Annotated in this window: 12 protein-coding genes; 5 read left to right on the top strand and 7 right to left on the bottom strand. The window is 61.3% G+C overall.

The window, feature by feature from the left end; translation table 11 throughout:
- The first annotated feature begins 59 nt into the window (after positions 1–59).
- The 5 genes from AC5RK6_RS02650 to AC5RK6_RS02630 are packed head-to-tail and all read left to right on the top strand — an operon-like array spanning position 60 to position 5,397.
- The gene (locus AC5RK6_RS02650) at positions 60–1,586 is read left to right on the top strand and encodes an aminopeptidase P family protein (protein WP_435730694.1); all 1,527 of its coding nucleotides are present in this window, start codon (positions 60–62) and stop codon (positions 1,584–1,586) included.
- A complete protein-coding gene (locus AC5RK6_RS02645) occupies positions 1,586–2,938 on the top strand; it encodes a magnesium transporter MgtE N-terminal domain-containing protein (RefSeq protein ID WP_274735652.1) in 1,353 nt (450 codons plus the stop codon). The genes AC5RK6_RS02650 and AC5RK6_RS02645 overlap by 1 nt, the downstream gene beginning before the upstream one ends.
- Positions 2,931–3,572, top strand: a complete 642-nt coding sequence (locus AC5RK6_RS02640; RefSeq protein ID WP_087070615.1) for a DUF1003 domain-containing protein — start codon at positions 2,931–2,933, stop codon at positions 3,570–3,572. The genes AC5RK6_RS02645 and AC5RK6_RS02640 overlap by 8 nt, the downstream gene beginning before the upstream one ends.
- Positions 3,559–4,713: an Mrp/NBP35 family ATP-binding protein gene (locus AC5RK6_RS02635; protein WP_320758173.1), complete on the top strand. Its 1,155-nt coding sequence runs from the start codon at positions 3,559–3,561 to the stop codon at positions 4,711–4,713. The genes AC5RK6_RS02640 and AC5RK6_RS02635 overlap by 14 nt, the downstream gene beginning before the upstream one ends.
- Before the next feature lie 60 nt (positions 4,714–4,773).
- Positions 4,774–5,397 (top strand): O-methyltransferase, encoded by a 624-nt coding sequence (locus tag AC5RK6_RS02630; RefSeq protein ID WP_274735657.1) that lies wholly within the window; start codon positions 4,774–4,776, stop codon positions 5,395–5,397.
- Between the two features lie 167 nt (positions 5,398–5,564).
- On the opposite strand, the gene AC5RK6_RS02625 is transcribed toward AC5RK6_RS02630, so the two are convergent.
- The 7 genes from AC5RK6_RS02625 to glyA all read right to left on the bottom strand — a co-directional run bounded on the left by AC5RK6_RS02625 (position 5,565) and on the right by glyA (position 12,307).
- On the bottom strand, positions 5,565–5,732 hold the full coding sequence (locus AC5RK6_RS02625; protein WP_016442993.1) for a DUF3117 domain-containing protein: 168 nt from the start codon (positions 5,730–5,732) through the stop codon (positions 5,565–5,567).
- A gap of 55 nt (positions 5,733–5,787) precedes the next feature.
- Positions 5,788–6,570, bottom strand: coding sequence for an LOG family protein (locus tag AC5RK6_RS02620; RefSeq protein WP_274735659.1), 783 nt, complete (start codon positions 6,568–6,570; stop codon positions 5,788–5,790).
- A 58-nt stretch (positions 6,571–6,628) separates the two neighbouring features.
- Complete coding sequence (locus AC5RK6_RS02615) at positions 6,629–7,789, bottom strand: mannose-1-phosphate guanylyltransferase (protein ID WP_320758172.1); 1,161 nt, start codon at positions 7,787–7,789, stop codon at positions 6,629–6,631.
- A gap of 2 nt (positions 7,790–7,791) precedes the next feature.
- Positions 7,792–9,090, bottom strand: coding sequence for a YihY/virulence factor BrkB family protein (locus tag AC5RK6_RS02610; RefSeq protein WP_320758171.1), 1,299 nt, complete (start codon positions 9,088–9,090; stop codon positions 7,792–7,794).
- A gap of 70 nt (positions 9,091–9,160) precedes the next feature.
- Positions 9,161–9,991 carry an exodeoxyribonuclease III gene (locus AC5RK6_RS02605; protein ID WP_320758170.1) on the bottom strand — a complete coding sequence of 277 codons (831 nt, stop codon included), beginning with the start codon at positions 9,989–9,991 and terminating at the stop codon, positions 9,161–9,163.
- A 1-nt stretch (position 9,992) separates the two neighbouring features.
- Complete coding sequence (locus AC5RK6_RS02600; RefSeq protein WP_320758169.1) at positions 9,993–10,997, bottom strand: bifunctional methylenetetrahydrofolate dehydrogenase/methenyltetrahydrofolate cyclohydrolase; 1,005 nt, start codon at positions 10,995–10,997, stop codon at positions 9,993–9,995.
- Positions 10,997–12,307 (bottom strand): serine hydroxymethyltransferase, encoded by a 1,311-nt coding sequence (glyA, locus tag AC5RK6_RS02595; RefSeq protein ID WP_320758168.1) that lies wholly within the window; start codon positions 12,305–12,307, stop codon positions 10,997–10,999. Before glyA ends, AC5RK6_RS02600 begins: the two co-directional genes overlap by 1 nt.
- Between the last annotated feature and the right edge of the window lie 59 nt (positions 12,308–12,366).

The raw sequence follows: 12,366 nt of genomic DNA, 5'->3' as shown, positions 1-12,366 counted from the left end.
GCCGGCGGTGAGTGCGGGAAAAGTTCCCGGGTCTTTTTATGTCGGGAAAGGGTGCGATAATGGACGGTATGACTACCAAGGGACAGCACGATCAGGATACTGCGCAGCAAAATTTGCGCGCTCGCGGAAATAACCGTTCTCAGCAGCCCAGTAACCTCGAATTTCGGGAGTTCATGGGCTCGGATTGGGGCCCGCGCCCCGAACCGGCACCACGCACGGAGGTGGCAGATTATTTGCCGGCACGCCACGCCGCTCTTTCCGCACTTTTCCCGGGTGAACGGCTCGTTATTCCAGCCGGGGAAACCAAGGTACGCGCTAATGACACCGATTACCGCTTCCGTGCCCACTCTGCTTTCTCGCATATGACAGGCCTGGGCGGGGAACAGGAACCGGGCGCGGTGCTTGTTTTCAACCCGCGTGAAGAAGGCGGACATGATGTCACCCTGTACTTCTACCCGCGCGCCTCGCGTTCCTCGGAGGAGTTTTATTCGGACCCGGCCCACGGGGAATTCTGGGTGGGAGCCCGCCCCTCCCTGGAGGAAGTGAGCCGCGCCACCGGATTGGCCACCGATTCTCTCGATAACCTGCCCGATGCCCTCGCGAAGGATCTTGGGGAAGGCCAGGTGAGTCTCCGGGTGCTCGCGGAAGCATCGGAACAAATCACCGCACAGGTAAGCGATTTGCGTGCCGCGGCCGGGCTGTCCCAAGATGCCGCTCAGGATATGGAGCTGGCCCAGGCCCTCTCTGAACTTCGCCTCATTAAGGATGATTTCGAGATCCGGGAAATGCGCAAAGCTGTGGCCGCTACCTATTCCGGTTTCGATGAGATTATTCGCAGCCTGCCCCGCGCGGTTGCCCACCATCGCGGGGAGCGCGTGGTGGAAGGTGCATTCTTTGCACGCGCCCGCGAAGAAGGAAACGGCCTGGGATATGACACCATCGCGGCCTCCGGTAACCACGCCAATACCCTCCATTGGATGACAAATGACGGCGAAGTACGCGAAGATGATCTCATCCTCGTCGATGCCGGCGTGGAACTCGATTCTCTCTACACCGCAGATATCACCCGCACCCTCCCGGTCAGCGGCACCTTCACGGAAGAACAGGCGGAGGTGTATAACGCCGTGCTCGAAGCTGCTGAGCGAGCCCTTGAGGTAGCCGGTACCCCCGGCGTGAAATTCAAGGATGTGCATGCCGCCGCCATGGAGGTTATCGCTAGCTACCTAGAAAAGTGGGGTATGCTTCCGGGCACCGCCGCGCAGTCCCTGTCCCCCGAAGGCCAGTACCATCGGCGTTGGATGCCGCACGGCACCTCCCATCACCTCGGCTTGGATGTGCATGATTGCGCGGCCGCCCGCCGGGATATGTACCTGGATGCGGAACTAAAACCGGGGATGATCTTCACCATCGAACCGGGCCTATACTTCCGCGAAGACGACCTCAAGGTTCCCGAACGTTTCCGCGGAATCGGGGTGCGTATCGAAGATGACATTCTCATCACGGAAAACGGCGCTGAGCGCCTCTCGGAAGATATACCGCGGACCATCGCCGATATCGAAGAATGGTTCACGCGGGTGCAGCGCTAATGAAAACCTCGCAAAATTCTCGCGTTTTTATCGGGCGGCTGGCCGGTACCCCCGTCTACGATCCCATTGGCGACCAGGTGGGTACCGTCCACGATGTCGTCGTGGTGTTCCGCGTCAAGGGTGTGCCTTCCGCGGTCGGGCTCACCATTGATGTGGTGGGGCGCCGCCGGGTATTCCTGCCCATTACCCGCGTCACGTCCATCGCGAACGGCCAGGTCATCATTACGGGTGTGCTCAATATGCGGCGCTTCCAGCAGCGCAGTTCGGAAACACTCGTCATGGCTCAGCTCATTGACCGCGAAGTGGTGGTGCGGGAAACCGGCACCCGCATGAGCGTCGTGGACGCGGCCATTGAGCCCCTGCGCGGGCGCGAATGGGGCCTCACCCAGGTGTATGTGCGGGGAATCGGCACGAATTCTCGCCATTCGGAAATCCTCAAGGTGAGCGAGGTTGCCGGACTGTCCACCGCGAGCCATACCCAGGGAGCCGCCTCTATTGTCTCCCAGCTGGTGGATCTCAAGCCGTGGGATATTGCGGAAATTTTGCGTGATTTACCCGAGGAACGCATGCAATCGGTGGCCCGGGAGCTTACGGACGAAAAGCTCGCGGACGTTCTGGAAGAACTCGGTGATGAGGACCGCGTAACGGTATTGGCCGGTTTGGATGTGGAACGTGCCGGTGACGTTTTGGACGTGATGCAGCCCGACGACGCGGCCGACCTCATGGCCGATCTGCCCTCCGAAACAGCAGCGATCCTCCTCGACTCCATGAGTGAAGGCGAAGCGCAGGATGTGCGCCGCCTCCTCACTTATGATGAGCGCACCGCCGGTGGTCTCATGACCCCCAACCCGGTGATCCTCGGCCCGGATGACACCGTGGCCCAGGCCCTGGCCGCGGCATCCCGTCCGGATATTCCCCCGGCGCTGGCCGCGGTGGCTTTTGTGTGCCGCCCGCCTTTGGAAACTCCCACGGGGCGGTATCTGGGCGCGGTGCATATCCAGCGGGCGCTGCGCGAACCCCCCACCACGATGCTCGGTTCTATCCTGGATCGCAATACTGAAGGGGTGGATCCAGAAGCCCCCATCGGCTCGGTGACCCGCGAATTAGCAACCTATAACCTGACCGCTGTTCCGGTGGTGGATCAGGGGCTCCTCCTCGGGGCGGTCTCCGTTGATGACGTCCTCGACCATCTCCTCCCCGAGGATTGGCGTGATATGGACGATTCCTGGGAGGGCGCGGATTCCGAGGACGTGAATTCTACGGGAGCACCCAACGATTCCGCCGCATCAGAAAACCCCACAGCATCGGAAGCCCCCGCCGCATCCACGACGAACGAGGTGAACCGTGGCTAATGATTTCAATGAACCACTCGAACGCCGCAGCCGTTTGTTTCGGCGCCGGCGGCGTAAAGATCCGGAAGCTGCCGGGCGCGCGGCGGAAAGCATTGCCCGTTTTCAGGGCACCGCGAGTTTCCTCGTTTACCTGACTATTTTCGTGGTGGCGTGGCTGGCGTGGAACACCATGGCCCCCGAGAAATGGCAGTTTGATTCCGCGGAATTCGGTTTCACCGCGCTCACGCTCATGCTTTCCTTGCAGGCCTCCTACGCTTCGCCCCTGATCCTGCTAGCCCAGAACCGCCAGGATGCGCGTGACAAAGTGAGCGCCGAACAGGACCGCCAGCGGGCGGACCGGAACCTGGCGGATACCGAATACCTCATGCGTGAAATTGCCGGCTTGCGCGACGCGGTCGGCGATATGGCCACCCGAGACTTTGTTCGTTCAGAATTGCGCGATTTACTCCACGAGCTTGATGACCGCAATATTGATCGTGCCGCCGAACGCGAAGAACGCATCCGCGAATTGCAAGAAGAACTCGATGCGGTTAAAGCCCAGCGCGAAGCACGTGACGTTCCCGTTGATCCGGGAGATGACCACGCCCGCGCCGCGCTTGACCGCCCTAGGGAGGAGCCCGGTGCCCACGAGTGACCCTGTTTCCGATTCGGTGCCGCGCTCACCCGCGGCCACTCCCCTCACCAAGGATCGGGTTCTGGAGGCCCTCTCCGGGGTTATCGACCCGGAATTACGCCACCCGATTACCGAACTGGATATGATTCACGGGCTGCGGGTGAGCCCGGAAGGTGATGTCACCCTCACGGTACTTCTCACCACCGTGCACTGCCCACGCCAGGACGTGATCGAACGTGAGGTACGCGAGGCCATCGCCGCACTTGCCGGCGTCAGCACCGTTGCCATCACCATGGGTGCCATGACTCCACTCCAGGTGCAACACCTGCAGCAAAAGCTGCGCGGCGGGCGCACCACAAGGGAGATTTCTTTTGCGCGCCCCGATTCCCCCACCCGCGTTATCGCGGTGGCCTCCGGGAAAGGCGGGGTAGGCAAATCCTCAATAGCCGCGAACCTCGCGGTTGCACTGGCCGCCACCGGACAGCGCGTGGGCCTCATCGATGCCGATATTTACGGTTTTTCTATCCCCGGGATGATGGGAGTGGACACTCCCGCTCAGCAGCTCAACGGCATGATCATTCCCCCGGTCGCACACGGCGTGAAAGTCATGTCCATCGGTATGTTTGTGCCGGGTAATACCCCGGTGGTCTGGCGCGGCCCTATGCTTCATAAAGCCCTCGAACAATTCTTCGCGGACGTGTACTGGGGGGATCTTGATTATGTTTTCCTCGATTTGCCGCCCGGGACGGGCGACGTCGCTATTTCATTGGCGCAGATGCTACCGCGCGCGGATATCCTCGTTGTGACGACGCCGCAAACGGCTGCCGCGGACGTGGCTGAACGAGCCGGTGCAGTTTCTAAACAAACGGAGCAGACAGTTATCGGCGTCGTCGAAAATATGTCCTACCTGGAACTACCGGACGGAACAAAAAATACAATTTTTGGTTCCGGCGGTGGACAGCTCGTCGCCACGAATCTCAGCGCAACGCTCGGGTACCCGGTCGAACTTCTCGCCCAAATTCCGCTGGAGCCGGCACTGCGGGAGGGCTGCGATGCCGGAACACCATTCGTCCTCGATATGGTGGACTCCCCCGCGCGCGATATTTTGCGAGCCCTAGCGGCACGTATCCAAGAGCTGCCGCGGCGCGCATGCCCCGCGTAATGGCACAGCGCACTATGATAGAAACATTGCTGCGCACGATCCCTGTTATGGAGGAGGCTTATGTCCGATCGGACCCTGGCGTGGACATACGCTGAAGATGCCGTTATCGAAGGGGATATTACCCGGGCGGCCCGCGCCACCGCCGCTGAATTCTCTATCCGGTGCGTGAGCCCAGCCTGCGGGAACTTCCTCACGGTCCTGGCTGCCTGCGCGAAAGTCAATAACGCGGTCGAAATCGGAACGGGCAGTGGAGTTTCCGGCCTCTACCTGCTGCGTGCCGGGGATATTCACCTCACCACGATTGACGTGGAGTCCGAAGCCCAGCATGTGGCACGTTCCCTCTTCGCTCGAGCCGGGGCCCGCCCTGGAAAAGTGCGCATTATTAACGGGCGCAGTGCTGATATTTTGCCGCGACTAGCGGCCCACTCCTACGATATGGTGCTTGTCGACGGCGATCCCCTCGAGGCGGCCGGTGACTGTGAAGAAGCTTTGCGGATTTTGCGACCCGGGGGCCTATTGGTAGTGGCTGGCGCCCTCCAGGGCGGTAAGGTCGCTGACCCGGCGCGCCGCGAAGAACCCGTGGTGGCCATTCGCCATCTCATTAAAGCACTTATGCAAGCCGAAGAACTCGATACTAGCTTGGTGCCTCTGGGCGATGGAGTACTAGTCTGCCGGCTGCGCTAACCGGGCCATTCTTCGTTTAAAAGGAGTTTTATCTGGTACCGGTGGCTGACTAGTTAGCCACTCACCCTTTCACCAGGATGCTCCGGTTATAAGCATGCATGTATCCGGGGGCCGCGCCTGCCGGCCGGCCCCCGGATAGGTAGTCGATGCAGATACTTCGGTGGTGGTTACTTCTCCACACTTGCGAGAGCTTCTTTAAGGCTCACGCATTCTTCATCGTTGAGTTCCAGGACGAGGCGTCCGCCGCCATCCACTGGGATGCGGACCACGATTCCGCGCGCTTCACGTTCGACTTCCAGCGGTCCATCACCCGTGCGTGGCTTCATAGCTGCCATAGTGGTTTCCTTCCTGTTCGCCGCAACTATGCGACTAACGTCACCCCTAATTCTACTAGAAGTCCGCCACCTGTTCGCGGCGAGCTTGTCGCGTGGCTTGTTCCGCAGTAAGGGACCTCTGACCTGCGATAAGAGCATCGACAGCCTCATGGGCGGTATCCACCACGGTGAAAATATTCGGATCTGCGGGCGAAATCATACCTTCGCTCACCAGGCGCCCGCGGATCCATTCCACGAGACCGCCCCAGAAATCGCTACCCACCAGCACCACCGGGAAACCGGCGACTTTACCTGTTTGTACCAGGGTGAGGGCTTCGAAGAGTTCATCGAGGGTACCAAAACCACCGGGGAGCACCACGAAACCTTGAGAATACTTGAGAAACATTGTTTTGCGCACGAAGAAATACCGGAATTCAATGCCGAGATTGACGTACTCGTTGAGGCCCTGTTCGTGCGGGAGTTCAATTCCCAGGCCGATGGAGAGACCGTCATTCGCCGCCGCGCCTTTATTGGCGGCTTCCATAATCCCCGGGCCGCCACCGGTAATAATCCCGAAGCCTTGCTGGCTGAGAATATCGGCGGTTTCTTCGGCCACCCGGTAGTAACGGGATTCGCGCCCGATGCGCGCCGAACCGAAAATCGAGACGCAGGGTGGTACGTGGGCGAGCGCCCCGAATCCTTCCACGAATTCGGATTGGATGCGCAGCACTCGCCACGGGTCGCTGAGGGTCCAGTCCCCGTTGCTCCGGTTGGACAGCAGCTTGGTATCCGCGGTGATGGGCGGGATCTGGGCACCGCGCCGGGTTTGTGCCCCGCGCCGATAGTCGCGTGTATTCATGGTTTCTATTGTCCTTCGCTACCTACGCGCCTTCCACTTCGCTACGCGGAGCGGAAAACTACCTGAGCTCGGCCAGCCCGGCCGCGTCCAGGCCGTCAACGGCTTTTTTGACATCCTGAGCTTTATCGCGGGTGGTTACTAGCAGGGCACTTCCGGTATCGATAACGACGGCGCCCGGTACTCCCACCACAACAACGGGCTTCGTCGAGCTGTACACCAGAGAATCCGGCGCGTCAACGGCGAGCACCGGGGCCCCCGTGCTTCCCGGGGCGCGTTGGGTGGTGAGCTCCCCCGCAGGGATACCTTCAGCGAGGGAATCGTAATCTCCCACATCGGACCAGCCCATATCTGCTGGTACCACGGCAACCCGGCCCGCAGCAGCTGCCGGTTCCGCTACCGCCCTGTCAATGACTTCCTTCGGGATGGACGCCCATATTTCTTCTACCTGCGGATTTTGCCGGACCGAGTCCAGATCCCACAATTGAGCAAGCTGGCGCAGCGGTGCGGCGATATCAGGGCGGTATTCGGTGAGCATATCCATAAGCGTGGCCGCCCGCGCCACGAAAATCCCGGCGTTCCAATAGTAGCCGCCCTGCGCGAGATAGCGCGCGGCGGTTTCCGCATCCGGTTTTTCTACGAATTGTTCTACCTGCAAGGCGGCGGTGCTCTCCAGCGGTCCACCGGCGTTCTCCGTGTTCTCTCTGCTAGCGGGCGATCCGCCGGCCGGAGATTGACCGGGAAGTGCCGCGCCCGCACGGATATAGCCAAATCCGGTGGCCGGTCCGGTTGGAGTAATCCCGAGGGTAACAAGATAACCTCGGGAGGCAGCCTCCAGCGCCTTGCGCACGGCCGCGGTGAACGCCGCGGTATCGGAAATACGGTGATCGGCCGCGAAGGAACCAATCAGAGCATCCGGATCTGCGCGATGGGCGAGCGCCGCGGCAATACCGATAGCGGCCATAGTGCCACGCGGACTCGGCTCAACCACATAGTGAAGGGGCGTCGTAATACCAGCCAGTTGATCGCGCACAGCCGCGGCATGTGCGGTGCCCGTCACGGTGTAAATACTGGACGCCAGCGGGGCAAGCCTGGTCACCGTATCGTGAATCATGGTGTGCCCCGAACCGAAATCAACCAGGAACTTCGGGTGGCTGGCCCGCGAGAGTGGCCACAGCCGCGAACCGGCTCCCCCGGCGGGAATAATCGCATGGAATGTCACGCCTAGCTATCCTTTCGCTGCGAGCGCGCAAGTTCGCGTTGTCCGCTCACGTAGTGTGCGCGAGCTTCCTCAGCTTTAAGCTGTGCCTCACGCGCCTTTGATTCTAGCTTTTCGGCCCGGCGGCGGGCCAGGTTACCGGCCAGGCCTCCCCATTCGGGGAGCTCTTCTTCCTCCTCGCCGGTGGCATTATTCGGTTCGGGCAGGAGGGAACCGGTGATGGGATCATGGGGCCACGTGAGTGTTTCCGGAACGGAGAGGGTGACGTAATTGGGCGTGGTGGTACCCCGCAATTCTTCCGGATCCTGCGCTACGTAAGCCCTTGGCGGGTTCGCCATATACGCGGAGACCATGAGCACAATACGCGAAGCGAGGTTGAGCCACAGCAGCAGGGTGGCAATAGCGGCGAAGGGCGCGAGGAGCGGGTTTCCGGACACGCTGGATACCGCGGAGGTCCCCACCACCCGAATGATGGAGAGGAGGAACGCACCGAGGGCCGCCCCCGTGATGAAATCACGGCGGGGCACCCGGATCCCGGAGGTGAAGCGAATAATGAACATGATGACGAGCGCGTCCACGGTGGCCGCGAGCAGGAAGACCGCGATTTTGGTTCCGAATTGCACGAAGGCCCCGTCCATTCCAACATGGGTAAGGAGCATGGTTCCCACCGAGCCAACGAGGGAACCGATGATCGCGGAGGTAAGGATCCCCAGGGCGAGCACCACGAATCCGGCAAGGCGGAAGAAGATGCTCACCACCCCATTTTCGGTTCGTTGATTCACCCCGAACATGGCACCGATGGCAGTGGAGAGCCCGGCCATAATGGACATGGCCGTCCACAGCAGCACCGCGCCAGCGATGATGGTAGCCACCACGGAGGTTCCCGAGAGGATGAGGTCATCGGGATTGATGAGGCCTTCCCCGGAGGAATCTTGGAGAATACCGGGGAGGGCCGCATTGACGCCATCCACCACGGTTTCCCGCAGCTGCGCGTTTCTTCCGAGAGTAGCCATAAAAACGGTCCAGGTTATGGTGAGAGCCGCGGTGATGGCGAAAAGCGCCGAATAGGCGATTCCACCGGCGAGCAGACCCCCACGGGCCTTTCCGTAGCGACCCAAGCCCCGCATAATACGCGTGCCTTGCGCCCATTCGGCCAGGGCTTTTCCTTTGCGAACGACGCCGGCTATCCCGCTTTCCGCCCCTTGTGCTCCGCTGGGTGCACCGCGCCGAGCGGCTTGCCGCCCCTGCCGGTCCACGCCGAGAGCTTGAGAGACACCGTCCATCATTGAATTCCGCTTTGTCACATAGCCATCGTACGTGAGGCCTACGACAAAAACAGACGTTTTGATTCCTCAACGGTCCTGAATAGTACGCCTAGAGCTGGTAGTCCACCGTGAGCGGGGCATGGTCGGACCAGCGCTCCGCGTAGGAGGATGCTCGCCCGACAGTAAAGGCTTGCGCGGTGGCGGCAAGTGCCGGGCTGGCCATATGGTAATCGATGCGCCAACCCACGTTGTTGTCAAAAGCTTTGCCGCGCTGGCTCCACCAGGTGTAGGGGCCTTTGCCCTCATGCCCGCTGCGTTCTAGCAATGCGCGTTGCACATCCACCCAGGGGCCACCGAACCACCGATCCAGGTAGGCGATTTCATCGTCAAGCACCCCGGAGGTGCGATTGTGGTTGGACTTCCAGTTCTCAATATCAGCTTCGGTGTGAACGATATTGAAGTCCCCGGCAACTAGGGTGCGTGCGGCCGGGTCGAATTGTGCTAGGCGGGCACTCACCCGCTCGAGGTGCGCGTATTTTGCCGCCATTTTTTCCGGATTATCCGCCACTCCCGAATGCAGGTAGGCGCTCACCACCCGCAGCTGGAGATCCGGGAGTTCCACTTCAAGCCAGCGCCCGCTATCCACCGGGGCTTCAAAGCCAACAGGTTCCCCATCAGCTCCCACGCCCAGGTGATCCCGAACTTCACCTACGCCAATGCCTTCGCGTACTGCTACCGCGACTCCGGCCCGGCCTTTGAGTTCGGAAACAGCCGTGTAGACCTGATAACCGGTGCCCGCGAAAATTTCTGCGGTGATATCCGCGGGGGCACGCACTTCTTGGAGCAGGACGATATCCGCCGCGGTAGCCTCCAACCACGCCGCGATTCCTTTTCGCGCCGCCGCGCGAATCCCGTTGACGTTGACTGTGCTGATCCGCATATCATTCCCTTTCGTGTCCAGTCCCGGAATGCTCCGGGAGGATATGTGCTGCCGCGGGCGATCCTGCTGGGATCTGCTGTTCTGCGGCACACGGGACCGCCGCGTATTCACCAGCCGTGCCGTGTTGTTCCGCCAGGTAGCGTTCAGCCATATCGACAACGTTGCTGAGCAGCATCACCCGAGTCATCGGGCCGACCCCGCCAGGATTCGGTGATATCCAGGCTGAGTGTTCACGCACGCCCGGGTCTACATCCCCAAGGGTGCGCCATGTGCCTTCCGCGGTGCGCTCCCGGGTTACCCCCACATCAACAACAACGGCGCCGGGCGCCACCCATTCCGAACGAACGAAACCAGCCTGGCCTACCGCGGCGATAATGACATCCGCGTGCCGGCATAGCTCGGGAATATTCGGAGTGCCGGTATGGCAGAGCGTCACGGTGGCGTTAATGTTCTTCCGGGTAAGGAGAAGGCCAATGGTTCGCCCCACCGTGATGCCGCGCCCGAGGACCACTACGTGTTTTCCCGCAAGATTGAGCCCGTGGCGTTCGATCAGCTCCACTATGCCGGCCGGGGTGCAGGGCAGCGGGGAGGTGAGCTGCCCGCTCACGCCTGCCACCAGACGCCCGAGGTTAACCGGGTGAAGGCCATCAGCATCCTTATCCGGAGCGATTGCTTCGATGAGGCGGGATTCGGGCATCCCGGCGGGAAGCGGGAGTTGGAGAATATATCCGGTGCAGGCCGGGTTGGCATTGAGCTCATGCAGCGCAGCGGCAACTTCTGCCGCGCTCGCGCTAGCCGGCAGCTCTACTTGCAGAGAAGCGATACCTACCTCCGCGCAATCACGGTGCTTACCGCGTACATACGCCGCGGACGCCGGATCATCGCCCACCAGCACCGTTCCGAGCCCGGGAGTGTAGCCGCGGGCGCGCAGGGCATCCACCCGCACCCGCAGTTCATCTTTGATAGTGGCGGCGACGGCGCGCCCGTCCAGAAGTTGTGCTGCCATTACTGACCTTCCCCGCTCCGGGTGGCGCCAACCTGGTCCAGACCAGCGTAGAGCGGGAAGCGGTCCGTGAGCGCGCGTACCCGAGTGCGCAGTTCTTCGACCGGTGCCGCGTGGCCCCCGATGAGGGCGCGGGCGATAATATCGGCAACTTCCGTGAATTCTTCCGGGCCGAAGCCGCGGGTGGCCAGCGCCGGGGTGCCGATGCGCAGCCCGGAGGTGACGAACGGCGGGCGGGGGTCATAGGGAACCCCGTTGCGGTTGACGGTAATACCGATACTACCGAGCAGGTCCTCCCCTTCCCGACCGTTGATCGCGGCATTGCGCAGATCCACAAGGACCAGGTGGACATCCGTGCCCCCGGAAATAATCGAGATTCCGGCCTGAGCCACATCAGCTTCCGTGAGCCGCGCGGCCAGAATCTGGGCCCCTTCCAGGGTGCGGAGTTGGCGCTCGCGGAATTCTGCCGTGGCCGCGTACCCGAGAGCCACCGCTTTCGCGGCGACCACGTGCATGAGCGGGCCTCCCTGGTTGCCCGGGAATACCGCGGAATTAAGCTTCTTGCCGTATTCCTCCCCGCGCGCGGAAAGGATCATCCCCGAGCGAGGCCCACCTAGGGTTTTATGGATGGTGGTGGTGACCACATCCGAGTACGGGAGGGGGTTGGGGTGCAGCCCGGCGGCTACCAGGCCGGCGAAATGGGCCATATCAGTCCACAACACGGCACCGACTTCATCGGCAATGGAACGGAAGGCCGCGAAATCCACATGCCGCGGATAGGCGGACCACCCGGCGATAATCATGGCGGGGCGTTCGCGCAGGGCGGTTTCACGCACCTCATCCATATCGAGAAGATAGGTTTCCGGGTTGACGTGGTAGGCAGCCACATCGTAATTGCGCCCGGAGAAATTAAGTTTCATGCCGTGGGTAAGATGCCCGCCCTGATCAAGGGCCATACCCAGTACTTTCGCCCCCGGTTTCACCATCGCGTGGTAGACAGCGGCATTCGCTGAGGCACCCGAATGCGGTTGCACGTTCGCGTAATCCGCCCCGAAGAGGCTTTTTGCCCGCTCTATGGCGAGGGTTTCGGCCTTATCCACCCATTCGCAGCCCCCGTAATAGCGCCGCCCGGGATAACCTTCCGCGTACTTATTGGTGAGAACAGAGCCTTGAGCTTGCAAAACCGCGCGGGAAACAAAGTTTTCCGAAGCGATCATTTCCAAGCCTTCTTGCTGGCGGCGCAATTCCCCGGTGAGAATCGCGGCAACTTCCGGGTCCGCCACGGCTAAAGGTTCATCCAGTGGTGTACTCATGTCTCTCCTCCACACCTTCGCTGTTAGGTCGACAGTCTACCGCGGGGTTACGACACAAA

The sequence above is a fragment of the Actinotignum sp. usb-actsch-213 genome (assembly GCF_059085665.1).
This window is presented reverse-complemented; position numbering and strand designations above follow the sequence as displayed.

What these genes read in the sequence shown, in the direction of transcription:
- AC5RK6_RS02620 (WP_274735659.1), bottom strand. Translation starts at nt 6,570, where the DNA reads ATGAATACACGCGACTATCGGCGCGGGGCACAAACCCGGCGCGGTGCC.
- AC5RK6_RS02630 (WP_274735657.1), top strand. Translation starts at nt 4,774, where the DNA reads ATGTCCGATCGGACCCTGGCGTGGACATACGCTGAAGATGCCGTTATC.
- AC5RK6_RS02605 (WP_320758170.1), bottom strand. Translation starts at nt 9,991, where the DNA reads ATGCGGATCAGCACAGTCAACGTCAACGGGATTCGCGCGGCGGCGCGA.
- AC5RK6_RS02650 (WP_435730694.1), top strand. Translation starts at nt 60, where the DNA reads ATGGACGGTATGACTACCAAGGGACAGCACGATCAGGATACTGCGCAG.
- AC5RK6_RS02625 (WP_016442993.1), bottom strand. Translation starts at nt 5,732, where the DNA reads ATGGCAGCTATGAAGCCACGCACGGGTGATGGACCGCTGGAAGTCGAA.
- AC5RK6_RS02645 (WP_274735652.1), top strand. Translation starts at nt 1,586, where the DNA reads ATGAAAACCTCGCAAAATTCTCGCGTTTTTATCGGGCGGCTGGCCGGT.
- AC5RK6_RS02600 (WP_320758169.1), bottom strand. Translation starts at nt 10,997, where the DNA reads ATGGCAGCACAACTTCTGGACGGGCGCGCCGTCGCCGCCACTATCAAA.
- glyA (WP_320758168.1), bottom strand. Translation starts at nt 12,307, where the DNA reads ATGAGTACACCACTGGATGAACCTTTAGCCGTGGCGGACCCGGAAGTT.